The sequence below is a fragment of the Pectobacterium polonicum genome, assembly GCF_005497185.1.
Classification (GTDB): Bacteria; Pseudomonadota; Gammaproteobacteria; order Enterobacterales; family Enterobacteriaceae; genus Pectobacterium; species Pectobacterium polonicum.
Map to the genome: position 1 here is coordinate 205,870 of NZ_RJTN01000001.1, position 23,068 is coordinate 228,937.

23 protein-coding genes are annotated in these 23,068 nt (G+C 51.4%); 12 read left to right on the forward strand and 11 right to left on the reverse strand.

Features of this window, described 5'->3' with window-relative positions:
* Nucleotides 1-227 precede the first annotated feature (227 nt).
* The 3 genes from EDI29_RS00870 to EDI29_RS00880 all read right to left on the reverse strand — a co-directional run bounded on the left by EDI29_RS00870 (nt 228) and on the right by EDI29_RS00880 (nt 3,100).
* Nucleotides 228-1,502, reverse strand: a complete 1,275-nt coding sequence (locus EDI29_RS00870) for a mechanosensitive ion channel family protein (RefSeq protein ID WP_137739344.1) — start codon at nt 1,500-1,502, stop codon at nt 228-230.
* 202 nt (nt 1,503-1,704) lie between these two features.
* Entirely contained in the window at nt 1,705-2,307 is a 603-nt protein-coding gene (locus EDI29_RS00875; RefSeq protein ID WP_010299049.1) for a peroxiredoxin C, read from the reverse strand.
* Between the two features lie 211 nt (nt 2,308-2,518).
* Nucleotides 2,519-3,100, reverse strand: a complete 582-nt coding sequence (locus EDI29_RS00880) for an acyl carrier protein phosphodiesterase (protein WP_137739345.1) — start codon at nt 3,098-3,100, stop codon at nt 2,519-2,521.
* A 131-nt stretch (nt 3,101-3,231) separates the two neighbouring features.
* Between EDI29_RS00880 and queA the strand changes: the two genes are divergently transcribed.
* From queA to secF, 5 genes are all read left to right on the forward strand, one after another.
* Nucleotides 3,232-4,299: a tRNA preQ1(34) S-adenosylmethionine ribosyltransferase-isomerase QueA gene (queA, locus tag EDI29_RS00885; protein WP_137739346.1), complete on the forward strand. Its 1,068-nt coding sequence runs from the start codon at nt 3,232-3,234 to the stop codon at nt 4,297-4,299.
* Nucleotides 4,300-4,396: 97 nt separating this feature from the next.
* Nucleotides 4,397-5,542, forward strand: coding sequence for a tRNA guanosine(34) transglycosylase Tgt (tgt, locus tag EDI29_RS00890; RefSeq protein ID WP_137739347.1), 1,146 nt, complete (start codon nt 4,397-4,399; stop codon nt 5,540-5,542).
* Nucleotides 5,543-5,651: 109 nt separating this feature from the next.
* Nucleotides 5,652-5,984: a preprotein translocase subunit YajC gene (yajC, locus tag EDI29_RS00895; RefSeq protein WP_010282033.1), complete on the forward strand. Its 333-nt coding sequence runs from the start codon at nt 5,652-5,654 to the stop codon at nt 5,982-5,984.
* Nucleotides 5,985-6,011: 27 nt separating this feature from the next.
* Nucleotides 6,012-7,859 carry a protein translocase subunit SecD gene (secD, locus tag EDI29_RS00900; RefSeq protein ID WP_137739348.1) on the forward strand — a complete coding sequence of 616 codons (1,848 nt, stop codon included), beginning with the start codon at nt 6,012-6,014 and terminating at the stop codon, nt 7,857-7,859.
* Between the two features lie 72 nt (nt 7,860-7,931).
* Nucleotides 7,932-8,843: a protein translocase subunit SecF gene (secF, locus tag EDI29_RS00905; protein ID WP_241664878.1), complete on the forward strand. Its 912-nt coding sequence runs from the start codon at nt 7,932-7,934 to the stop codon at nt 8,841-8,843.
* A gap of 75 nt (nt 8,844-8,918) precedes the next feature.
* Here the strand turns inward: secF and EDI29_RS00910 are convergent, their stop codons facing one another.
* Nucleotides 8,919-9,488 carry a SadB/YajI family lipoprotein gene (locus EDI29_RS00910; protein WP_137739350.1) on the reverse strand — a complete coding sequence of 190 codons (570 nt, stop codon included), beginning with the start codon at nt 9,486-9,488 and terminating at the stop codon, nt 8,919-8,921.
* A 209-nt stretch (nt 9,489-9,697) separates the two neighbouring features.
* Here EDI29_RS00910 and nrdR point away from each other — a divergent pair, with 209 nt between their 5' ends.
* From nrdR to thiL, 5 genes are all read left to right on the forward strand, one after another.
* The gene (gene nrdR / locus EDI29_RS00915) at nt 9,698-10,147 is read left to right on the forward strand and encodes a transcriptional regulator NrdR (RefSeq protein ID WP_005975999.1); all 450 of its coding nucleotides are present in this window, start codon (nt 9,698-9,700) and stop codon (nt 10,145-10,147) included.
* A gap of 34 nt (nt 10,148-10,181) precedes the next feature.
* A complete protein-coding gene (ribD, locus tag EDI29_RS00920) occupies nt 10,182-11,318 on the forward strand; it encodes a bifunctional diaminohydroxyphosphoribosylaminopyrimidine deaminase/5-amino-6-(5-phosphoribosylamino)uracil reductase RibD (RefSeq protein ID WP_137739351.1) in 1,137 nt (378 codons plus the stop codon).
* Nucleotides 11,319-11,428: 110 nt separating this feature from the next.
* Nucleotides 11,429-11,905, forward strand: coding sequence for a 6,7-dimethyl-8-ribityllumazine synthase (gene ribH, locus EDI29_RS00925; protein ID WP_137739352.1), 477 nt, complete (start codon nt 11,429-11,431; stop codon nt 11,903-11,905).
* Between the two features lie 24 nt (nt 11,906-11,929).
* Complete coding sequence (nusB, locus tag EDI29_RS00930) at nt 11,930-12,349, forward strand: transcription antitermination factor NusB (protein ID WP_010282066.1); 420 nt, start codon at nt 11,930-11,932, stop codon at nt 12,347-12,349.
* Between the two features lie 68 nt (nt 12,350-12,417).
* Nucleotides 12,418-13,398 (forward strand): thiamine-phosphate kinase, encoded by a 981-nt coding sequence (gene thiL / locus EDI29_RS00935; RefSeq protein ID WP_137739353.1) that lies wholly within the window; start codon nt 12,418-12,420, stop codon nt 13,396-13,398.
* Nucleotides 13,399-13,532: 134 nt separating this feature from the next.
* Here thiL and dxs read toward each other — a convergent pair whose 3' ends face one another.
* Genes dxs through xseB form a run of 3 tightly spaced genes read right to left on the reverse strand, consistent with a single transcriptional unit; the run spans nt 13,533 to nt 16,572 of the window.
* Nucleotides 13,533-15,398 carry a 1-deoxy-D-xylulose-5-phosphate synthase gene (gene dxs / locus EDI29_RS00945; RefSeq protein ID WP_137739354.1) on the reverse strand — a complete coding sequence of 622 codons (1,866 nt, stop codon included), beginning with the start codon at nt 15,396-15,398 and terminating at the stop codon, nt 13,533-13,535.
* Nucleotides 15,399-15,415: 17 nt separating this feature from the next.
* The gene (gene ispA, locus EDI29_RS00950) at nt 15,416-16,327 is read right to left on the reverse strand and encodes a (2E,6E)-farnesyl diphosphate synthase (RefSeq protein WP_137739355.1); all 912 of its coding nucleotides are present in this window, start codon (nt 16,325-16,327) and stop codon (nt 15,416-15,418) included.
* The gene (gene xseB, locus EDI29_RS00955; RefSeq protein ID WP_137739356.1) at nt 16,324-16,572 is read right to left on the reverse strand and encodes an exodeoxyribonuclease VII small subunit; all 249 of its coding nucleotides are present in this window, start codon (nt 16,570-16,572) and stop codon (nt 16,324-16,326) included. The genes ispA and xseB overlap by 4 nt, the downstream gene beginning before the upstream one ends.
* A gap of 253 nt (nt 16,573-16,825) precedes the next feature.
* Here xseB and thiI point away from each other — a divergent pair, with 253 nt between their 5' ends.
* Nucleotides 16,826-18,274 (forward strand): tRNA uracil 4-sulfurtransferase ThiI, encoded by a 1,449-nt coding sequence (thiI, locus tag EDI29_RS00960; protein WP_137739357.1) that lies wholly within the window; start codon nt 16,826-16,828, stop codon nt 18,272-18,274.
* 36 nt (nt 18,275-18,310) lie between these two features.
* Here the strand turns inward: thiI and yajL are convergent, their stop codons facing one another.
* Nucleotides 18,311-18,901, reverse strand: coding sequence for a protein deglycase YajL (gene yajL / locus EDI29_RS00965; RefSeq protein ID WP_137739358.1), 591 nt, complete (start codon nt 18,899-18,901; stop codon nt 18,311-18,313).
* On the reverse strand, nt 18,864-19,772 hold the full coding sequence (panE, locus tag EDI29_RS00970) for a 2-dehydropantoate 2-reductase (protein ID WP_137739359.1): 909 nt from the start codon (nt 19,770-19,772) through the stop codon (nt 18,864-18,866). The genes yajL and panE overlap by 38 nt, the downstream gene beginning before the upstream one ends.
* 188 nt (nt 19,773-19,960) lie before the next feature.
* Between panE and EDI29_RS00975 the strand changes: the two genes are divergently transcribed.
* Entirely contained in the window at nt 19,961-20,452 is a 492-nt protein-coding gene (locus tag EDI29_RS00975) for a YajQ family cyclic di-GMP-binding protein (protein ID WP_005976012.1), read from the forward strand.
* 59 nt (nt 20,453-20,511) lie between these two features.
* Here EDI29_RS00975 and EDI29_RS00980 read toward each other — a convergent pair whose 3' ends face one another.
* On the reverse strand, nt 20,512-21,876 hold the full coding sequence (locus EDI29_RS00980) for an MFS transporter (protein WP_137739360.1): 1,365 nt from the start codon (nt 21,874-21,876) through the stop codon (nt 20,512-20,514).
* Between the two features lie 300 nt (nt 21,877-22,176).
* The gene (gene cyoE / locus EDI29_RS00985) at nt 22,177-23,067 is read right to left on the reverse strand and encodes a heme o synthase (protein ID WP_005976015.1); all 891 of its coding nucleotides are present in this window, start codon (nt 23,065-23,067) and stop codon (nt 22,177-22,179) included.
* Nucleotide 23,068: the final 1 nt, after the last annotated feature.

Here is a 23,068-nt window from a genome sequence, read left to right on the forward strand (position 1 = left end):
AACGGATAGATCGTAAAGACGCTGCAAGTACGTCCATGTAAGCTCGGATTGCGCAGATATGAATCTCATCCCTGAGATTCACCCTTTCAGGGCCGTCGCAAGCGACGTTCAAAAACGTTCCTGACGTTTTTGTCCCTGGCGCAAACGCTTTACTCTTCTATACCGTCACTCCCGTTTTCATTCGGTACATAGGCTTGTCAGCCGCTTTCGTTCTTTTGTATGAGGTATTACGCTTTCGGGGCCGTCATTTGCTGGGCCATAACCCGCATATCGTGGCCGGTTGGCGTTTGATGAATACGGAGGTCGAACTCCGGTAAGATCGCAAAGATATGGTCGAAAATGTCAGACTGAATGCTTTCATAATCGACCCAGGCGGTGGTGTTGGTAAACGCATAAATCTCCAGCGGTAACCCTTCTGACGTTGGCGCAAGCTGCCGTACCATCAGCGTCATCCCTTTATGAATCCCCGGATGGGTGCGCAGATAAACCTGAAGGTAGGCGCGGAACGTGCCTAAATTCGTCAGACGACGGCCGTTTAGCGGCGATGTCAGGTCGGAATCGGACTGTGCATTGTGCTGCTCCAGTTCGCTCTTCTTGTTCTGAATATAAGATGACAGTAACTTGCTGCGCAGCAATCGCGCCTGTTCGTCTTCCGTCATGAAATGTACGCTGGTGGTATCGATATTGATGCTACGCTTGATGCGTCGTCCCCCTGATTCTGACATCGAACGCCAGTTTTTGAAGGAGTCGGACACCAGCGAATAGGTGGGAATGGTGGTGACAGTATTGTCCCAGTTTTTCACTTTTACCGTTGTCAGCCCGATATCGATAACGGCACCGTCAGCGCCATATTTCGGCATTTCGAGCCAGTCTCCCAGCGTCAACATATCGTTAGCGGAAAGCTGGATTCCCGCCACGAGTCCCATAATCGGATCTTTGAACACCAACATCAGCACGGCGGCCATGGCGCCTAAACCACTAATCAGAATCAGCGGCGATTTCCCGATGAGCAGTGATACCACCATGATACTGATGATAATGGTGGCGATCAGTTTCAGACTCTGGAAGATACCGCGCAGCGGTAATTGAGCGGCGACTTTGGTTCGGGCGGAGACATTGAGCAGCACATCGAGTAGCGAGAACAGGGACAGCAGCGCAAAAATCATGATCCACACTTGAGAGCAGATGATGAGCGCTTCACGGGTTTCACTTTGCGAAGGCAGCCACACAAAGACCTGAATATTCAGGATCACCCCTTGCAGCAGGAAGGCGAGTCGGTTAAACAAGTTGTGCTGTGTCAGCGCCTGCTTCCACCCGTGTCCTTCGGTTTTTCCTGGTTTATTGAGTGAGCGTAGCACCATCCGTTTCAGCACAACCTGATGCAAAATCAGGTGAATGACGGCAGAAATGAGCAATATCAGCCCAAGAACAATCAGTAATGCAATGATGCCAGCGTGTTGTATCTCTGCTTCTCTTAGCCACAGCGCGAGGTTTTGTTGCATGCGTTCTCCTTTATTCCATCAACCTGTCGTGCGTTAACACGATGTGACGTTAAGGCTAAGGATTTAGCGCATCGAGTCAACCTTTTGTATTTTTTGGGATCGCGTAGAGAAGGTGAGCAGTGAGAAGAGCGATGAGATAAACATCGCGAAAAAAAGCCAGTCACATAGCAACTGGCTTGATTATCACATTACCGATGAGGGATTACAGCTTGTCTGCGTTCTCAGACAGGTATTTCGCTACGCCATCTGGTGACGCGCCCATACCGGATTTCCCTTTTTCCCACTGTGCCGGACAGACTTCGCCGTGCTCTTCGTGGAATTGCAGTGCGTCAACGGTACGCAGCATTTCATCGATATTACGACCCAGCGGCAGATCGTTAACTACCTGATGGCGAACCACACCGTTTTTGTCGATCAGGAAAGAACCACGCAGTGCAACACCGGCTTCTGGATGCTCAATGCCGTAGGCCTTCTGGATTTCGCGCTTAATGTCAGCAACCATCGCATATTGAACTTCGCCGATGCCGCCTTTGTCTACAGGGGTTTTACGCCATGCGTTGTGAACAAACTCGGAATCGAAAGAAACACCAACCACTTCTACGCCACGTTTCTTGAACTCGGCATAGCGGTGATCGAAAGCAATCAGCTCTGACGGACAAACGAAGGTGAAGTCCATCGGCCAGAAGAAGATCACGGCAGCTTTACCGTTGATGTGCTTCTTCAGGTTGAAATTTTCGACGATTTCGCCACTGCCTAAAACGGCAGCTGCGGTGAAGTCTGGGGCTTGACGAGTTACCAGGACCATAATTACTCCTGTAGATAGCGGTTAATGATCGGATGATATAAAAAACAGCGATCAGTATAGGGATTCTGCCTGAGTGAATACAGGCAAAGAGACCAATCAATGAGATAGCTTTTGTCTATTGAACTCATCGCTATTTCCTTTCAATAAATCACATTAACCTTTTTGATGGAAAGGACAATATGTCACGCCGAAAAATTGAAACGTTGCGATCTTACAGCTGCTGCGCTTTCGCTAATTGCATCATCCGTGGATAAAACTGCCAGAAGAGTGTTTCAAATTGGTGATAGTGCTGCTCGATATCCTGAAAAGAGCCGGACAGCGCGGCCAGTTTCGGGCGGCGTACCGACATTCTGTGCAGCACATCGGCGATAAACGGCAGCTCTGCGTAACGCGTCATCCAGCGTTCCGGCCACAGATAGCGATTCAGGTTCTGAAAGCGTTCGGGAGTGTGCGCCAGATACGGCTCGATTTGTGACTGAGCGCCATCGATAAAGGTTTGCAAGGGAGTATCCGGCACCAGTTGTAGCCAGTGACGCGCAAGATAGTGATCCCACAGCACATCCAACGTAATGGGCGACACGCGGCGGAATTCATCGCTGAAATACTGACGCGCCTGTTTGACTTCCGGCAGGCTGTCTGTCAGTGAATCAACGCGACGATGCAGACGAATACCCGCGACGATCTCGTCAGCGTAGCTGTCTTGCGGGTTGCCGCGCACGAAATCCGCCATCAGATTACCTAATAGGGAGCTGTCGGCCAGCGTGGCCAGATGGAGGTGAGCAAGAAAATTCATCGCGACAGTATAACCCTTTTCTATTGGATATAATGCATTCCGCGACTCAGATGCTTATTTCTTGCAGCCATGCGCTTGCGGCTCTAGACTAGGCCGCCCATTTTTAATGTATTACAGCTAAGTGAATTGTCATGCGTGTTACCGATTTTTCGTTTGAACTTCCTGAATCATTGATTGCCCATTATCCACAAGCGGAACGCAGTGGGTGCCGCCTGCTATCGCTGGACGGGCCGACGGGAAATCTGACGCACGGTGTGTTTACCGATTTGCTGGATAAACTGAATCCCGGCGATCTGCTGGTGTTCAACAATACGCGCGTGATTCCCGCTCGTTTGTTTGGCCGTAAAGCCAGCGGCGGCAAACTGGAAGTGCTGGTCGAGCGCGTGTTGGATGACCATCGGGTGCTGGCACACGTTCGGGCGTCAAAAGCGCCGAAGCCGGGCACAGAACTGCTGCTCGGCGATGACGAAAGCGTCAAGGCCACGATGGCCGCTCGCCACGATGCGCTATTTGAGCTGCATTTTGATGACTCGCGCGATGTTCTGTCGATCCTGAATGCTATCGGCCATATGCCGTTGCCGCCTTATATCGACAGGCCTGATGAAGACGCCGACCGCGAGCTTTATCAGACGGTGTATAGCCAGCGTCCGGGGGCCGTAGCGGCGCCGACGGCGGGGTTGCATTTTGATGAGCCGATGCTAGCCGCGCTACGCGAGAAAGGCATTGAAATGGCATTCGTCACGCTGCACGTCGGTGCGGGGACTTTCCAGCCTGTACGCGTCGATACGATTGAAGATCACATCATGCACGCCGAATATGCTGAAGTGCCGCAGGATGTCGTTGATGCCGTGCTGGCGTGCAAGGCGCGGGGCAATCGCGTCATTGCTGTTGGCACTACCTCGGTTCGCTCACTGGAAAGTGCCGCGCAGGCCAGCCAGGATGCACTGATTGCACCGTTTTTCGACGATACCAAAATTTTTATCTATCCGGGTTATCACTACCGCGTTATTGACGCGCTAGTCACTAATTTCCATTTACCCGAATCGACGTTAATCATGCTGGTCTCCGCCTTCGCCGGTTACCGAAACACGATGTCTGCCTACCGTGAAGCCGTGGCAGAGCAATATCGTTTTTTCAGCTACGGTGATGCGATGTTTATTACGCACAACCCGCTGGCTGAACAGGAAAAAGTGGGATAAATCCTGCTTTCCGTACAATAGGAACGTCACAGACCACGTTCTGTCAGGCGTTAATACATCATTATCATCAGACTGTTTTTCTGATGCCGGAGGTTAAGTGAAGTACGAATTACAAACAACAGATGGCCGTGCGCGACGCGGCAGATTGATTTTTGAACGTGGTGTAGTGGAAACCCCGGCTTTTATGCCCGTGGGGACGTACGGCACGGTGAAAGGTATGACGCCGGAAGAAGTGAAAGAAACTGGCGCACAGATTTTGCTCGGCAATACGTTCCATCTTTGGCTGCGCCCCGGTCAGGAAATCATGAAGCTGCACGGCGATCTGCACGATTTCATGAACTGGCACGGCCCGATTCTGACGGACTCCGGCGGTTTTCAGGTGTTCAGCCTCGGCGATATTCGCAAGATTACCGAACAGGGCGTGCATTTCCGTAACCCGATCAACGGAGATTCGATTTTCCTTAGCCCGGAAAAATCGATGGAGATTCAGCACGATCTCGGTTCCGATATTGTGATGATCTTTGATGAATGTACGCCGTACCCCGCCGATTGGGATTATGCCAAGCGCTCTATGGAGATGTCCCTGCGCTGGGCGAAACGCAGCCGCCAGCGTTTTGACGAACTCGAGAATAAAAATGCGCTGTTCGGTATTATTCAGGGCAGCGTTTACGAAGATTTACGTGATGTATCCGTAAAAGGTCTGGTAGACATTGGCTTTGATGGGTACGCTGTGGGCGGTTTGGCAGTGGGTGAACCGAAAGAGGATATGCACCGCATTCTGGAGCACGTTTGCCCACAGATTCCAGAAGATAAACCACGCTATCTGATGGGCGTGGGCAAACCGGAAGATTTGGTGGAAGGTGTACGCCGCGGTGTCGATATGTTTGACTGCGTGATGCCAACGCGTAACGCACGTAACGGACATCTTTTCGTGACTGATGGCGTGGTGAAAATCCGTAATGCGAAGCATAAAGATGACGTCAGCTCGCTGGATGAACACTGTGATTGCTACACGTGTCGCAATTATAGTCGCGCCTACTTGCATCATCTTGACCGTTGCAACGAAATACTCGGAGCACGACTCAATACCATTCATAACTTGCGTTATTATCAGCGTTTAATGGCAGGTTTACGTCAGGCCATTGAAGAGGGTAAATTAGAGCACTTTGTGGTGGATTTTTACCAACGGATAGGCAAACCCATTCCGCCGCTTGCTGAAAAAGACGTTGCCGCAAGCAACTGACAGCCCGTTTGCTATGAATAGCATTTTGCTGTGAAGCGTTTTTACGATTGTAAGGTTGATAATTTATCTTTTTGATAGCTTATCTTTTGACAAAAAAGAGGATATTTAAATGAGTCTTTTCATCTCCGATGCTGTAGCTGCAACCGGCGCTCCGGCTCAGGGAAGCCCGTACTCTCTGGTTATTATGCTGGCCGTTTTTGGTCTGATTTTCTACTTTATGATCCTGCGTCCTCAGCAAAAACGCGCCAAGGAACACAAGAAGTTAATGGATTCCATCGGCAAGGGTGATGAAGTCTTGACGACTGGCGGTCTGGTTGGTCGCGTGACTAAAGTGTCCGAAACTGGCTATATTGCGATTGCGTTGAACGAGACCAATGAAGTGGTTATCAAACGTGATTTCGTGGCTGCCGTGCTGCCGAAGGGCACGATTAAGGCCCTGTAATTTCCGATTTTCCCGAAGGGAACTGCCGTGTTAAATCGTTATCCTTTGTGGAAGTACCTGATGCTGGTCGTGGTGTTGTTCGTCGGCCTGCTCTACGCACTTCCTAACCTATATGGTGAGGATCCGGCGGTACAAGTTACTGGCGCGCGGGGAACCGCCGCCAGCGAAACGACGCTGATCCAAGTCCAGAATGTCTTAAAAGAACAAAACATTACCAGTAAGTCGATTGCATTGGAAAATGGTGCAATCCTGGCTCGCTTCTCTAACCCTGATGTTCAGCTCCGCGCGCGCGAAGCGCTCGTTAATGAGCTGGGCGAAAAATTCGTCGTCGCACTTAACCTTGCTCCCGCCACGCCAACCTGGCTGCGGTTGTTAGGCGCTGAACCGATGAAATTGGGGCTCGACCTGCGCGGCGGCGTTCACTTCCTGATGGAAGTGGATATGGATACGGCGCTGGGTAAACTGCAAGAACAAACCATGGACTCTTTGCGCAGCGATCTGCGTGAAAAGAACATCCCTTATGCCGCAGTGCGTAAAATTGATAATTACGGCGTCGAAATTCGTTTCCGTGATGCTCAGACGCGTGATGACGGTATCAACTATCTGACGTCCCGCCATCGCAATCTGGTTCTCAGCAGCAGCGGCAGCAACCTGCTACGTGCAGTGATGTCTGATGAACGTCTGCGTGAAGCACGTGAATACGCCGTACAGCAGAACATCAATATCCTGCGTAACCGTGTGAACCAACTGGGTGTTGCCGAACCGCTGGTACAGCGTCAGGGCGCCGATCGTATCGTTGTTGAGTTACCGGGTATTCAGGACACGGCGCGCGCGAAAGAAATTCTTGGTGCCACCGCTACGCTGGAATTCCGTCTGGTCAACAGTAATGCTGATGCGACTGCTGCGGCGAACGGCCGCGTTCCGGGCGATTCCGAAGTGAAGAATATGCGTGACGGTTCACCTGTTGTGCTATTCAAACGCGTCATTCTGACGGGCGATCACATCACTGACTCAACATCAAGCAATGACGAATACAACCGTCCTCAGGTGAATATTTCTCTGGACAGCGCGGGTGGCAACACCATGTCCAACTTCACCAAAGACAGTATCGGTAAGCTGATGGCGACGCTGTTCGTGGAATACAAAGACAGCGGTAAGAAAGATGCGACGGGTCGTTCGATACTGGAAAAACACGAAGAAGTGATCAACGTAGCGACGATTCAGTCGCGACTGGGTAACAGCTTCCGTATTACCGGTATTGATAACCCGAATGAAGCGCGTCAGCTTTCTCTGCTGCTGCGAGCGGGTGCGCTGATTGCGCCGATCCAGATTGTGGAAGAACGTACTATTGGGCCAACGTTGGGGATGCAAAACATCACTCAGGGTCTGGAAGCCTGTTTGTGGGGCTTGATCGCGTCGATCCTCTTCATGGTCTTCTTCTATAAGAAATTTGGTGTCATCGCGACCAGTGCGCTGGTTGCTAACCTGGTGTTGATTGTCGGCGTGATGTCGCTGCTGCCTGGGGCGACGCTGACCATGCCGGGTATCGCGGGTATCGTGCTTACGCTGGCGGTTGCAGTCGATGCTAACGTACTCATTAACGAACGTATCAAAGAAGAACTCAGTAATGGTCGCTCCGTGCAACAGGCCATTCATGAGGGCTACAAAGGTGCATTCAGTTCGATTGTTGATGCGAACGTCACGACGTTGATTAAAGTTATCATCCTGTATGCGGTGGGTACCGGTTCTATCAAAGGGTTTGCTATCACCACTGCGATTGGGATTGCGACCTCAATGTTTACGGCGATCGTCGGTACTCGTGCCATCGTTAACCTGCTTTACGGCGGTAAACGTATCAACAAGCTGTCTATCTAGGAGTGCGTTGTGGCACAGGAACAGGAATACAACATTGAACAACTAAACCATGGGCGTAAAGTCTATGATTTCATGCGCTGGGATACATTGGCATTTGTCATTTCCGGCCTGCTGATCATTGCTTCTATCGCGATTATGGGCGTTCGTGGTTTTAACTGGGGGCTCGATTTCACCGGTGGTACGGTCATTGAGATTAACCTTGAGAAACCGATCGATCTCGATGTGCTGCGTAGCTCGTTAGAGACTTCTGGTTTTTCAGAGCCGCAGGTACAGAATTTCGGTAGCAGCCGTGACGTGATGGTACGTATGCCACCGGTTTCTGGCAGCGAGAACGAAGCGCTTGGTAACAAAGTGCTGAAGGTGGTGAATGATACCTTCCAGCAGCATGCTACGGTGAAACGTATTGAGTTTGTCGGGCCGAGTGTGGGTAGCGATTTGGCACAGGCGGGCGCACTGGCGCTGCTTTCTGCGCTGATTGCTATCCTCATTTACATCGGTTTTCGTTTTGAATGGCGTCTGGCGATGGGGGCCGTGCTGGCTTTGGCGCACGATGCGATCATCACGATGGGTCTGCTGTCTTTGTTCTCTATTGAGATTGACCTAACGATCATTGCGTCACTGATGTCGGTAATTGGTTATTCACTTAACGATAAGATCGTCGTATCTGACCGTATTCGTGAGAACTTCCGTAAGGTTCGTCGTGGGACGCCTTACGAAATTACCAACATTTCTCTGACGCAGACGCTGCACCGTACCATTATCACATCCGCGACCACGTTGGCGATGATCGTGATCCTCATGGTCTTCGGTGGAGCCTTGTTGCATGGCTTCTCGTTAACGATGTTTATTGGTGTGATCATCGGGACGATCTCTTCCATCTATGTTTCTTCTGCTCTGGCGTTGAAACTGGGTATGAAGCGTGAACACCTGATCGTTCAGAAAGTGGAAAAAGAAGGGGCGGACCAACCGTCTATCCTGCCTTAATCTGCTGACTGTAAATATGAAAAACCCCGCGTCGCTGCGGGGTTTTTTGCATCTTAGCGTTGGGAAATATGTTTACTAGGGAGACTCGGTTGCGGCAACAGGCGGCGGAGCCTGTATTTCTTGGACCTGATGTAAACGAACAAAGCCAAGTTCTTCCGGCGACAAACCGCTCAGGCGCAATTCAATAATCGCTTCAGCTTTGGGTAACAATGTGGGCGAGACAACAAAGGACTGTGTTTGCGTATCCCCCACTAAAGGCTTCCCGCTAACGGGGTCGAGGCGTCCCCAGTCCAACTGTGCGCCAAAGGCGGGTAATCCCTTCGCATCAAGCGTGCGAATGTGTAACAACGCGCTGGTTCCGTTCGCTTCAGTCTCTATATTGCGTAACGATACGCTGAGCCTGCCAATGCTGCTCTCTAACGGTATGCTCGTCTGCGCAGCCGGCAGTAAATAAACACCAGAGGTAGATTGGGAATTCAACGCATTTTGCCGCTCCAACGCCGTGGCCTGATCGGTCAGCGTTTGTAATTGGTGGTTTAGCTGACCTATCTGATTCTGCAATTTGGGCATCTGGCGCTGTTCGGCGCACCCTGCTAGCAATAACAGCGCTGGCAGGAAGGTCAGTACGCGATATCGGGTTCTCATATCTGTGGTTCCCCTTTCGATGTCTTATTCATTGATCCCTGTTGCTGAGTTTAGCTGTGATTAAGCCTAAGTCATAGGTGAGACAGCTTTTTTCATCCGCTTACCGGAAGAGATGCGAAACCCTTCGCAACGTGAATCAGGAGTTTTGGTTAGTCCGTTAATTCAGGGTAAACTGTCTTTACGTTAAGGATTACTGGTCAGGACACATCATGCATTGCCCATTTTGTTCCGCTGTTGATACCAAAGTCATTGATTCCCGTCTGGTCGGCGAAGGTTCGCAAGTCCGTCGTCGTCGGCAGTGTCTGGTTTGTCATGAACGCTTCACCACGTTTGAAGTGGCTGAACTGGTGATGCCGCGAGTCATCAAAAGCAATGAAGTACGCGAGCCGTTTAATGAAGACAAATTGCGTAGCGGGATGTTGAAAGCGCTGGAAAAAAGGCCAGTGAGTTCTGATGACGTCGAAATGGCGATTAATCACATAAAATCTCATCTCCGGGCGACCGGAGAACGTGAGGTGACGACTAAAATGGTAGGCAACCTGGTAATGGAAGCGTTGAGAAAGCTGGATAAAGTGGCTTATATCCGGTTTGCCTCGGTGTACCGGAGTTTTGAAGATATCCGCGAATTTGGCGAAGAGATTGCACGCTTGCAGGATTAAGTCGCGTCGATTTGAAAGAGATAAGAGGGTCGGAATGAGCGCTTTTCAGGAAAACGGTCACTTGCCGCAGGATGAATTCTACATGGCGCGTGCGTTAGAGCTAGCGCGTCGTGGCCGTTTTACGACGGCACCTAACCCCAATGTTGGCTGTGTGATCGTGCGTGATGGTGAAATTGTCGGTGAAGGCTACCATTTCCGTGCGGGTGAACCCCATGCTGAGGTACATGCGCTGAGAATGGCGGGGGAACGCGCACGTGGTGCGACGGCCTATGTCACACTGGAACCGTGCAGCCACCACGGACGAACGCCGCCTTGTGCCGACGCGCTGATTGCGGCTGGCGTTTCCCGCGTGGTGGCCGCGATGCAGGACCCCAACCCACAGGTTGCTGGCCGTGGTTTGCATCGCTTACAGCAAGCAGGGATTACCGTTAGCCATGGTGTGATGATGGCTGAAGCAGAGAAAGCCAATGTTGGTTTCCTGAAACGTATGCGGACGGGTTTTCCTTACGTGCAGCTCAAAATGGCGGCGTCTTTGGATGGGCGTACTGCGATGGCGTCGGGAGAAAGTCAGTGGATTACTTCACCGCAGGCACGGCAGGATGTACAGCGTTTTCGCGCCGAGAGTGCGGCGATTCTAAGCAGCAGCGCGACGGTATTGGCCGACGACCCTTCTCTCACCGTCCGGTGGTCAGAACTGGATGCTGATGTCCAGAAGCGCTATTCAGAGGCGGACCTCAGGCAGCCTGTTAGAGTGATTGTGGACAGCAAGCAGCGGGTCACGCCGCAACATCGTGTTGTTAACCAACCGGGTGAGACCTGGCTGGCGCGTGTTCAGGCAGATGAACGGACATGGCCGCAGGGCGTTGAGCAAGTCATGCTACCGCAGCACAATGGCGGTGTTGATCTGGTGGCACTGATGATGGTGTTGGGAAGACGTCAGATTAACTCTGTCTGGGTTGAAGCCGGTGCCAGTCTGGCTGGGGCGCTGCTTAATGCCGGTGTTGTTGATGAACTCATCGTTTATCTTGCCCCCAAACTGCTGGGTGAAAATGCCCGCTCGCTGTGCCTCTTGCCAGGGCTGAATCAACTGTCTCAGGCACCGGAATTTGACATCGTAGAGGTTCGCCAGATTGGTCCAGATTTGCGATTACGCCTGAGACCCAAATTCTGATACATATGTAAATACGTGGCACAGGCCTGACAAAACCGGATACGTGCCAACAAAAATTATGATAGAATCCGCCCCCCTGCGGGCCATAAAGACCAAATACAAGGAAAGCTATGAACGTTATCGAAGGTGTTGTTGCTACTCCTGATGCCCGTGTGGCGATTGCGATTGCGCGTTTTAACCATTTTATTAACGATAGCCTGCTGGAAGGTGCGGTTGATGCATTGAAACGCATCGGTCAGGTTAAAGACGAAAATATCACCGTTGTTTGGGTGCCGGGTGCTTATGAACTGCCATTGACGGTTCGTGCGCTAGCCAAAAGTGCGAAAAATGGCGGATATGATGCTGTGATTGCTCTGGGAACGGTCATTCGCGGTGGAACAGCGCATTTTGAATTTGTTGCTGGTGAATGTAGCTCAGGCCTGTCCTCCGTTGCGATGGATAGCGAAATTCCTGTTGCTTTCGGCGTTCTGACGACTGAAAGCATTGAGCAGGCGATTGAGCGTGCCGGCACGAAAGCGGGGAACAAAGGTGCAGAAGCCGCCTTGACCGCGCTAGAAATGATTAATGTATTGAAAGCGATTAAGTAAGCCTGATTAAGTAAGGGGAATTCCGTGAAACCTGCTGCTCGTCGCCGCGCTCGTGAATGTGCGGTTCAAGCGCTTTACTCCTGGCAATTATCTAAAAATGATATTGCCGATGTTGAACACCAATTCCTGAGCGAGCAGGATGTCAAAGATGTCGACATTACCTATTTCCGTGAATTGCTGGCGGGTGTTGCCACTCAAGCTGAGAAGCTGGATCAACTGATGGCACCTTTCCTGTCTCGCCAGATCGAGGAATTGGGACAGGTTGAAAAGGCGATTCTGCGTTTGGCTATGTTTGAGCTGAGCAAGCGCGAAGATGTTCCTTACAAAGTGGCGATTAACGAGGCCATCGAACTGGCTAAAATCTTCGGTGCTGAAGATAGCCATAAGTTTGTGAATGGCGTGCTAGACAAAGCTGCTCCGAGCGTACGGAAAGGCAAGAAGTAAAATGAATCGCATCAGGGCCGGATATCCGGCCCTGATCGCTTTTGAATGATAGGCTGGCTGGAAAGGTTATGGTTGAAGGTGAGTTTGACCTTATTGCCCGCTATTTTAATCGGGTTCGAAGTTCACGTCGCGATGTTGAGTTAGGCATCGGTGATGACTGTGCGTTACTGACGGTGGCAGATAAGCAGATGTTGGCGGTGAGCACCGACACACTCGTATCTGGCATTCATTTCCTACCTGATATCGATCCCGCCGATCTGGGTTACAAATCTCTGGCGGTCAATTTAAGCGATCTGGCTGCAATGGGTGCCGATCCTGCCTGGCTTTCTCTGGCTATTACTCTCCCTAAAAGCAATAGCCAGTGGCTGTCCGCCTATAGCGATAGCTTGTTTGAGCTGCTTGATTATTATGGCATGCAGTTGGTAGGCGGCGATACGACGCGTGGTCCATTGAGCCTGACATTGACTATCCACGGTCTGGTGCCTGTGGGGCGGGCATTGACGCGTCGCGGGGCGAGAATTGGCGACTGGATTTATGTTACCGGTTCATTAGGCGATAGCGCGGCCGGTCTGGCTATCCTCCAGAATTCACTGCATGTTGATGATGAGAAAACGCGTCAGGGATTGATTCAGCGTCACCTTCGTCCTCAGCCTAGAATTTTGCAAGGGCAGGCGCTGCGCGATCTGGCTAGTTCAGCCATCGATCTTTCCGACGGTCTCATCTCCGATCTACAGCATATACTTAAAGCCAGCGAGTGTGGTGCACGTATCCATCTGGATGCGATTCCACAATCTAACTGGTTGAGAAGCTGCACTGACGAAGAGCAGGCGTTGCGCTGGGCGCTATCTGGTGGCGAAGATTATGAACTGTGCTTTACCGTACCGGAAATTAACCGCGGTGCATTGGAACTTGCGTTGGGGCATCTTGGGGCTGACTATACCTGTATCGGGCAAATCGGGCCGTCATCCGAAGGGTTACGCTTTTTCAGAGATAATAAAGTGACCGAGTTGAGCTGGAAAGGGTATGACCATTTTAGCGAGCAAGACTGACTCAGCGAACAAAACGAAGGGTGCTGGCGTAACAAAACACCGCTTATGGTTGGGTAACACGTGGCATTTGCTGCTGGCGACTCTACTGTATCATTGCACCGGGGCTATGTGTCGCCCCGGCTGCCGATAGTCTCTTATTTCGTCCACTGTATGATTTTTCGCTCGATGCCAGCGGCATCCAGATCGAAGTCGGCACGGATCTCTTCCTGCGAACCTTGCGGGATAAATACATCTGGTAGCCCGATGTTCAGCACCGAGATGGCAAGGCGTTTCGCCATCAGGAATTCATTCACGCCGCTCCCGGCACCGCCCATGACTGCGTTCTCTTCCAGCGTCACGAATGTGCTGTGAGACTGCGCCAACTCTTCAAGTAACGCTTCATCTAGCGGCTTCACAAAACGCATGTCGACGAGGGTGGCATTTAACTTCTCAGCTGCAATCTGCGCTTCTGGTAATAGCGTACCAAAATTCAGAATAGCGATCGTTTCACCCTGACGACGCACCACACCTTTACCGATTGGCAGTTCTGATAATGGGGTCAGTTCCGTACCCGTACCGTTTCCACGCGGGTAGCGCACCGCTGTAGGGCCCTTCTGGTAGTGATAGCCGGTGTGCAGCATCTGGCGACATTCATTTTCATCGCTGGGTGTCATGATGACCATATTCGGGATACAGCGTAAGAAAGAGAGATCGAATGCCCCCTGATGCGTTTGCCCGTCTGCACCAACAATACCACCGCGATCGATCGCAAATAGAACCGGTAGATTCTGAATCGCCACATCGTGGATAACCTGATCGTAAGCACGTTGCAGGAAAGTAGAGTAAATCGCAACGACGGGATGATAGCCACCGACGGCCAGACCGGCAGCAAACGTTACAGCATGCTGCTCGGCAATCGCCACGTCAAAATATTGTTGCGGATAGTCGCGGGAAAATTGCACCATGCCGGAGCCTTCACGCATTGCTGGCGTGACCGCCATGAGCTTACTGTCTTTGGCGGCGGTTTCTTGTAACCATTGGCCGAAGATCTTGGAATAGGTGGGCTGTGCGCCTTCTTTGCTTTTTGGCAATGTGCCGCTGGCAGGATCGAATTTTGGTACCGCGTGCCAGCTGATCGGGTCCTGCTCGGCGGGGGCGTAACCCTTGCCTTTTTTCGTCATGATGTGCAGGAGCTGCGGGCCTTTCAGATTACGCATATTTTTCAGCGTATGCGCCAGAGCCTGAACGTCATGACCATCGACTGGGCCGATATAGTTAAAGCCAAGTTCCTCAAATAGCGTACCCGGTACGACCATGCCTTTAAGGTGTTCTTCGGTGCGTTTCACCAATTCTTTGATAGGAGGCAAACCAGATAAAACCTTTTTACCGCCTTCACGCAAACTGGCGTAGAGCTTGCCGGATAGCAGTTGCGCCAGGTGGTTGTTCAATGCACCGACGTTTTCCGAAATCGACATCTCATTGTCGTTCAGCACCACCAGCAGATCGGATTTGATGTCGCCTGCGTGGTTCATCGCCTCAAAGGCCATGCCCGCAGTAATCGCGCCATCGCCAATCACACAAACGGTACGGCGACCTTTGCCTTCACGCTCTGCTGCGACGGCCATGCCCAGCCCAGCACTGATTGAAGTGGATGAATGTCCGACGCTTAATACGTCATATTCACTTTCATCACGCCACGGAAAGGGGTGCAGACCGCCTTTTTGGCGGATCGTTGAAATACGATCGCGACGGCCCGTCAGGATCTTATGCGGGTAAGCCTGATGACCAACATCCCATACCAGATGATCGAAAGGGGTGTTGTAGACGTAGTGTAGTGCAACCGTCAATTCAACCGTCCCCAATCCTGACGCAAAATGCCCGCTTGAACGGCTGACGCTATCCAGCAGATATTGGCGCAGTTCATCGCACAGCGCTGGCAGGCTCTCTTTCGGCAACAGTCGAAGTTCATCCGGTGTTTCCACTAACGCTAATGTAGGGTACTTCGCGGTATCAAAACTCATAGAGACTCATTAGGTAATTACTTATCGCGTTCAACGATGAAATTCGCCAGCGCTTGTAGTGGTGCAATATTCAGGGACGTAGAGCTAGATGCAACGAGATCGTCCAGCGATGCCAGTGATTCCTGATAAAGCTCCTGTGCTTTTTTTCGTGCGTTATCTAACCCCAGCAGGCTGGGGTAGGTGCTTTTACCTAACTGCTGGTCTGCACCTTGACGTTTGCCTGTTGTCGCACTGTCGCCAACAACATCGAGAATATCGTCCTGAACCTGAAAGGCGAGCCCAATCGCGTTAGCATAACGATCCAAGTGAGGTAAGGCTGCACGCCCTGCGTCACCTGCGGCGAATGCGCCAAGTCGGACTGCGGCGCGGATCAAGGCTCCCGTTTTGTGGCGATGAATCCGCTCTAACGCAGCTAAATCGACCTGATGGCCTTCCGCTTCCAGATCAAAAGCCTGACCGCCGCACATGCCTGCTACGCCACTTGCCTGGGCTAATTCTGAGATCATTGCCAACCGATCGCGGTCAGAAACCTGCGGCATCGGCGCATCGGTCAGAATAGAGAATGCCAGCGTTTGCAGTGCATCACCTGCCAGAATGGCGTTGGCTTCACCAAATTTGATGTGGCAGGTCGGTTGTCCGCGGCGTAAATCATCGTCATCCATTGCTGGCAGATCATCATGAATCAATGAGTAGGCATGGATACATTCTACTGCCGCTGCTGGGGCATCCAGGCTCTCTAGCGACATGCCAAACAGTTCGCCAGTAGTATAAACCAGAAAGGGACGTAGGCGTTTGCCACCTAAGAGTGAGCCATACTCCATTGCATTGACCAGTGGACTACTCTGAAAGGGGAGAGCAGCGATGAAGTGCCCCAACATACGGTTAGTGCGTTGGTAATGCGCATTCAGTTGCGTGCTGAAATCGGTCATAGCGACTCATTATCCGGCGTAAATGGTGACAGCGGTGCATCGGGGTTGTCGCTCAGCAGGATTTGTACGCGTTGTTCGGCCTGTTGCAGCTTTTGCTGTCCCTGACGAGCGAGCTGGATGCCATGTTCGAACGCATTTAGCGCATCATCCAGCGGCAGTTCACCCGATTCGAGGCGGGTAACGATTTTTTCCAGTTCGTTCAGCGAGCTTTCAAAGCTGACTGGCTGCTCGGTCTTCTTAGGCATAGTGGTTTCAGAATCCTGGTGTTATACGCCGTTGGCTTGTAGCGGCAAAGCGTGGTATTGCGTTTAGTCATCCGTGGATGGCGTGACGATTATACGGTTAAAACGCACAGTATATCTGCATATAATGATATACTCCGCGCCTTGGATGCTATTGGTAAAATCATCTCTGTTCTGGCTGATTTTACCGATAACGTGATTTTAGTGCTCAGGGTAAATTTATTTACACCTGTCTGACCAAGTAACGACAGCCACCATGAAGTTTATCATTAAATTGTTCCCGGAAATCACCATCAAGAGCCAATCTGTGCGGTTGCGCTTTATCAAGATTCTAACCGGAAACATTCGCAACGTATTAAAACACTATGATGAAACGCTGGCGGTTGTCCGTCACTGGGATCATATCGAAGTTCGGGCCAAAGACGAAAGCCAGCGTGGTGCGATTCGTGATGCGCTGACGAGAATTCCGGGTATTCACCATATTCTGGAAGTTGAAGATCACGCCTATACTGACGTGCACAACATCTTTGAACAGGCGTTGGCGCTATACCGTGAACAACTGGAAGGCAAGACGTTTTGTGTGCGGGTAAAACGCCGCGGTAAGCATGAATTTAGCTCACAGGATGTGGAACGCTATGTTGGCGGCGGGCTGAATCAGCACATTGAAACGGCGCGAGTCAATCTCACTTCTCCGCAGATCACTGTAAATCTGGAAATCGAGCAGGATCGTCTGCTGCTGATTAAAGGCCGCTATGAAGGGATCGGCGGCTATCCGATCGGTACGCAGGAAGATGTACTGTCATTAATTTCCGGTGGTTTCGACTCCGGCGTATCCAGCTATATGTTGATGCGTCGCGGATGCCGTGTGCATTACTGCTTCTTCAACCTCGGTGGTGCAGCCCATGAGATTGGGGTGAAACAGGTAGCACACTATCTGTGGAACCGCTTTGGTAGCTCGCATCGGGTGCGTTTTATTGCTATCGATTTCGATCCTGTCGTGGGTGAAATTCTCGAGAAGGTCGACGACGGCCAGATGGGCGTCGTGCTGAAGCGTATGATGGTGCGTGCGGCCTCAAAAATTTCTGAGCGTTATGGCGTTCAGGCGTTGGTGACTGGCGAAGCGTTAGGGCAGGTGTCCAGCCAGACGCTGACCAACCTGCGTTTGATCGATAACGCCTCTGATACCCTGATTTTGCGCCCGCTGATTTCTCACGATAAAGAGCACATTATCAAACAGGCTCGTGAGTTGGGGACGGAAGATTTCGCCAAAACGATGCCGGAATACTGTGGTGTGATCTCCAAAAGCCCGACGGTGAAGGCGGTAAAAGCGAAGATTGAGGCCGAAGAAGGGCATTTTGATTTCGCTATTCTGGATCGTGTGGTGAGCGAAGCGCGGAATATTGATATTCGTGAGATCGCCGAGCAGACCAAGCAAGACGTGGTTGAAGTCGAAACGGTTGCCTCATTTGCACCAACCGACATACTGCTGGATATCCGCTCGCCAGATGAGCAGGACGATAAGCCACTTCAACTGGATCAAATCGAAATCAAATCTTTACCGTTCTACAAGCTGGGTACGCAGTTTGGCGATTTGGATCAGAGCAAAACCTATCTGCTTTACTGCGAGCGTGGTGTGATGAGCCGCTTGCAGGCGCTGTACCTGCGTGAGCAAGGTTTCAGCAATGTGAAGGTATACCGTCCGTAATAGGAATAAGGCGCGCAAGCGCCTTTTTCGTCAGTCTTAATCGCGATAATTATGAATTCCCGGTGGCAGGATAAGCTGTTCAGCAACCTCGGCAGCTTTTTCTTTCCCTAGTAGTAAATCGATGATCTTCAGCGCGAAATCCATACTGGTGCCCGGCCCTTGTGTGGTTAACAGATTCACGCGTGGATCGTAGACGACGCGTTTTTCCATCCATTTCTCTGGCGCGATGCGATCTTTGAAGGCCGGATAGCCCGTCATGTTCCCCACGGGGAACAGCTGATGATGTTCAAGTACCAGCGCAGGGGTTGCGCACATTGCAGCGACAATTTTTCCTTCCAGATGCGCTTGCCGAATACATTCCACCAGTATTGGGCTATCACGAAAGCACTCCGCACCTTGCAGGCCGCCCGGTAACACCAGCACATCGAAAGGCCGATCGGCAACGGTAGCCAGCGGTGCATCCGCCAGTAGCCTTACCCCGCGTGAGCAGACGATTTCCAGATTGCCATCGCTGGCTACGCTGGCAAGTGTGACTTGAATACCTGCCCGGACAAGCAAATCGATGGTCGTGACGGCTTCAGTTTCTTCACTACCAGGTGCCAGACACACCAGTGCCGATGCGGTCATAATCATTTTCCTTTTGCTTAATGTAGTCAAACAGACGGGCATTTTCGGGGAGTGTCAGACCGTGGAGACGCGCACGGTGCAGTAAATACCCGGTAATGTAGTCAATTTCGGTATGTCGCTGAGCGAGGATGTCTTGCAACATCGATGAGGTGTTTGCCGCGGTGTTCTGAATAATTTGATTCACGTAGAGCAGCAGGCTATCTCGCGATGTATGGAAGCCTTCCCGTTCCATGACGCTGGTCACTTCCTGACAAAGCGATGCAATCAGTTCTGGGTACGCAGAAAGCTCGCCATTGGTGCAGTGATATTTCACCGTGAGCGGATTGATGACGCAGTTAGCCGCCAATTTCAGCCAGCAGGTGGCGCTGATATTGCTGTGCCAGGCGACATCCGGTAAGGCTTGATGGAGTATTTCAGCTAAATGACTTTGGCTACTGTCCCCGTTAAACGTACCTATGTGCGTGGTGCCTGCGGCAACGTGTACAACGTTATTCGCGTCGCGTCGGGCTGCATGGGTGGTGATGCCGAGTACCAGTGGTTGCAGTAACCGCGGTAATTCTTCCTGTGTACCCATGCCGTTATGTAATAGCAGAATCGTGCAATGCGGGTTGAGCTGGGGCAACAGTATGCTAACGGCATCGGAAACCTGCCAGGCTTTTAGCGTGACCAGCAGCAGCTCGCTCTGGGCAAGATGATCGGGATCGTTAGCCGTCAGGTTAAGATTACAGTGCCGGCCGTCCAGCATGGTGACATTGACCGCACAATACGGTTGCGGAATGCGCAGCCATCCCTGGACATCATGCCCTTGCTGATGCAACGCAGCGAGCCAAAGTTGCCCCAGCGCGCCACAGCCAAGAACGGTGATTTTCATGTGCGTCTCCCTTATTTGATGCGTGCGCTGTCGATCTCCTATTACAGGCCATCATTCACACCATAATTTTGTGTTATTCGGTCTGCTTGCCTGATACTGCGTAAAAATCGAGATCGTGTCTGGCATCTTGCTTATCGCAGAAGAGCGGTTATTATGCTCGCCAGCCAAATTTGTCAGGAGAGCGAATTATGCCATCTTTCGATATTGTTTCGGAAATTGATATGCAGGAAGTCCGTAACGCGGTGGAAAATGCGACGCGCGATCTGAGCACCCGCTGGGATTTTCGCAATGTTCCGGCTAGCTTTGAGCTGAATGAGAAATCACAAAGCATCAAAGTGGCCAGCGAGTCTGATTTTCAGGTACAACAACTGGTTGATATTCTGCGCGAAAAGCTAGTCAAGCGTGGTATTGAAGGCGGCGCGCTGGAAATTCCAGAAGAGATGGAACACAGCGGAAAAACGTACAGCGTGGAAGCGAAGCTAAAGCAAGGTATTGAAACTACGTTGGCGAAGCAAATTATCAAGCTGATTAAAGACAGCAAGCTAAAAGTGCAGGCGCAGATTCAGGGTGAACAGGTTCGCGTCACTGGGAAATCACGTGATGATTTACAAGGTGTGATGGCGTTGATTCGTGGTGGAAATTTGGGGCAGCCGTTCCAGTTTACCAACTTCCGCGATTGATACTTTTAGTCCCATGCCGGTGACCAACAAGGCCAGCGCAAGCTGGCCTTTTGCTTGACTTAAACTTGGCCCGCGACTTGTTCTAACTGCTGCCGATTGGTCTTTTTGTTGTCGATCTTCACATAGGCGCTGTACTCATCTGGTACGATAACGACTTCAGCAACGCCGGGCTGAGTACGAATTCTCTGTTCCAGCTCACTATCCTGCAATGCTAAATCAGTCAGCGAAATTCTCAGACTACTGAGATAGGGCGGTTCCTGCATGGTGAAGCTGACGAATAGCCAGATAGCCGCAATGGCTGCGCCAGCCATAAACACGACAGATGCGCCATAAAGCTCAAACAGCCCGCCACCGAAACTTCCTCCGATTGCTACACCGATAAACTGTGTGGTGGAGTAAACCCCCATTGCAGTGCCTTTGTATCCGGCAGGCGATTCCTTGCTGATCAGCGATGGTAGCAGCGCTTCCATGACGTTAAAAGCCAGGAAGAACAGCTGTACGCCGATGATAATTTGCCAGAGATGGTTACCCGCATCCCACAGGACGACCTCTGCGGCGATTAATACTACGATGCAGCCGATGAAAACCTGCTTCATCCGCCTTTTCACTTCGGCATAGATAATGAAGGGGACGACACCGGCAAATGAAACCAACATGGTGATTAGATAAACTTTCCAATGATCCTGCGGTTCCAGTCCTGCGGATTCCATCGCGCGGGGTAGGGCAACGAAGCTCGACATCAATAAAATATGCAGACACATGATGCCGATATTCAGTTTCAGCAGGCGGCTATTACCGAGCACCTTGCGGAAACTGCCGCGTACCATCGCTGATTCTCGATTCAGAACGTGCGCCGGCGCGGAAGGAATCAGCGTCAGCGTGATAGCAATGCCCGCGAGCGATAGAACGGCGATGCCCCAGAAAAGTGCCTGCAAGCCGAAGGCGTGAGTAACGATAGGGCCAACGACCATGGCTATAGCAAAGGTGATGCCGAAGCTAACACCGATAAACGCCATCGCTTTGGTTCGGTTTTGTTCACGCGTCAGGTCGGAAAGCAGCGCCATGACGGCGGCGGAGATGGCGCCCGCACCTTGTAATGCCCTGCCAAGGATAATGCCCCAAATGGAGTCGCTCAGTGCAGCGATGGCGCTACCAAGTGCAAAAATTAGCAGACCCCCGACGATCAACGGCTTTCTGCCTATGCGGTCAGAGACCAGTCCGAAGGGAATCTGGAAAATAGCCTGCATCAGGCCATAAATACCAATCGCAATACCGATCAGTGCTTCACTGGCGCCCTGCAAGGCCATGCCGTAAGTTGTCAGAACAGGCAAAACCATGAACATGCCGAGCATGCGTAGTGAAAAAACGGCTCCCAAGCCCCATGTGGCGCGCAATTCGCCAGGGGTCATTTTATTATCGTTCATTCGTACCTCTGAAAACAATTGGCGCTATTTTAGTGCGTTATCGACCATACAGTAAACGATAGGTTTGTTACGTGATTTGGCGGGGGATTATATGGAGGAGGGGGAAATAAAAAACGCAGGGCGCGCTTTTCAACATCGCTAGTGACGGCGGGCGTACAGGACGCACGTCATAAAAAAACGTAGGGAACGTTTTTCAACGTCGCTTGCGACGGCCCGGAGGGGGACGTGCAGGACGCACGTCATAAAAAAACAGGCGGACAAGCCACCTGTTTTTCTTCGTGTACAGCGTACCGCTTGTGATTAACGCAGATAGGTCAGCAGGACTTCATGCGCTGGTGCCATTGAATCCACAGACATCATCACGCTCAGTGAGGTAATCGCGACGATGGAGAAAACAAACAGCTTTCTTGCCCATACGCGGTCATCAATCGCGTTTTTATAGCCTGACAACGCCATACCCAACCACCATACGCTAACTGCTGCGGCAACTATCAAGTATTTGTAGCCTGCATAACCGCCGAGAGACAGCATCAATGTTGCGACCGCAAACGCGACGATATAGAGCGTGATGTGGTTTTTCGCAACGGAGATACCTTTCACGACAGGTAGTACCGGGATGTTGGCGGCCTGATAATCCTTGAAGCGGAAGATCGCAATCGCGTAGGAATGCGGCATCTGCCACAGGCTAAAGATCAACAGCAGAATCAACGCACCAGCATCGAACTGGTTGCTGACGGCGCAGTAACCAATAACCGGTGGTGCTGCGCCGGACAGGCTGCCAATTAGCGTGCCATAAACAGAATGCCGCTTCATATACAGGCTATATACACCGACATACACAACGAAGCCCATCACCGCCAGCCACATAGCCAGCGGATTAGCCGCGATGTACAGCAGAGCAAAGCCCGCAATACCTAACAGCGATGCGTAAACCAGCGTTACCTTCAGCGAAATCAGTCCTTTTACCAGAACCCGATTTTTGGTTCTCTCCATTTTCTTGTCGATGTCGCGGTCAATAACGTTGTTAAACACGCAGCCAGACGCAACGACTAACGACACACCCACTAGGGTGGCGAGAAACAAGGGATAATCAATGCGGCCTTGGGCCGCAAGGAGAAACCCACCGATAACGGAAATCAGATTTCCGAAAATAATTCCTGGTTTAGTAACTTGCAGGTATTGCTTAATCATC

Excerpts from the sequence above, each read along its gene's own strand:
- EDI29_RS00870 (WP_137739344.1), bottom strand. The coding sequence starts at position 1,502 with ATGCAACAAAACCTCGCGCTGTGGCTAAGAGAAGCAGAGATACAACAC.
- EDI29_RS00875 (WP_010299049.1), bottom strand. The coding sequence starts at position 2,307 with ATGGTCCTGGTAACTCGTCAAGCCCCAGACTTCACCGCAGCTGCCGTT.
- EDI29_RS00880 (WP_137739345.1), bottom strand. The coding sequence starts at position 3,100 with ATGAATTTTCTTGCTCACCTCCATCTGGCCACGCTGGCCGACAGCTCC.
- queA (WP_137739346.1), top strand. The coding sequence starts at position 3,232 with ATGCGTGTTACCGATTTTTCGTTTGAACTTCCTGAATCATTGATTGCC.
- yajC (WP_010282033.1), top strand. The coding sequence starts at position 5,652 with ATGAGTCTTTTCATCTCCGATGCTGTAGCTGCAACCGGCGCTCCGGCT.
- secF (WP_241664878.1), top strand. The coding sequence starts at position 7,932 with ATGCGCTGGGATACATTGGCATTTGTCATTTCCGGCCTGCTGATCATT.
- EDI29_RS00910 (WP_137739350.1), bottom strand. The coding sequence starts at position 9,488 with ATGAGAACCCGATATCGCGTACTGACCTTCCTGCCAGCGCTGTTATTG.
- nrdR (WP_005975999.1), top strand. The coding sequence starts at position 9,698 with ATGCATTGCCCATTTTGTTCCGCTGTTGATACCAAAGTCATTGATTCC.
- ribD (WP_137739351.1), top strand. The coding sequence starts at position 10,182 with ATGAGCGCTTTTCAGGAAAACGGTCACTTGCCGCAGGATGAATTCTAC.
- ribH (WP_137739352.1), top strand. The coding sequence starts at position 11,429 with ATGAACGTTATCGAAGGTGTTGTTGCTACTCCTGATGCCCGTGTGGCG.
- thiL (WP_137739353.1), top strand. The coding sequence starts at position 12,418 with ATGGTTGAAGGTGAGTTTGACCTTATTGCCCGCTATTTTAATCGGGTT.
- dxs (WP_137739354.1), bottom strand. The coding sequence starts at position 15,398 with ATGAGTTTTGATACCGCGAAGTACCCTACATTAGCGTTAGTGGAAACA.
- ispA (WP_137739355.1), bottom strand. The coding sequence starts at position 16,327 with ATGACCGATTTCAGCACGCAACTGAATGCGCATTACCAACGCACTAAC.
- xseB (WP_137739356.1), bottom strand. The coding sequence starts at position 16,572 with ATGCCTAAGAAGACCGAGCAGCCAGTCAGCTTTGAAAGCTCGCTGAAC.
- thiI (WP_137739357.1), top strand. The coding sequence starts at position 16,826 with ATGAAGTTTATCATTAAATTGTTCCCGGAAATCACCATCAAGAGCCAA.
- yajL (WP_137739358.1), bottom strand. The coding sequence starts at position 18,901 with ATGACCGCATCGGCACTGGTGTGTCTGGCACCTGGTAGTGAAGAAACT.
- panE (WP_137739359.1), bottom strand. The coding sequence starts at position 19,772 with ATGAAAATCACCGTTCTTGGCTGTGGCGCGCTGGGGCAACTTTGGCTC.
- EDI29_RS00975 (WP_005976012.1), top strand. The coding sequence starts at position 19,961 with ATGCCATCTTTCGATATTGTTTCGGAAATTGATATGCAGGAAGTCCGT.
- EDI29_RS00980 (WP_137739360.1), bottom strand. The coding sequence starts at position 21,876 with ATGAACGATAATAAAATGACCCCTGGCGAATTGCGCGCCACATGGGGC.
- cyoE (WP_005976015.1), bottom strand. The coding sequence starts at position 23,067 with ATGATTAAGCAATACCTGCAAGTTACTAAACCAGGAATTATTTTCGGA.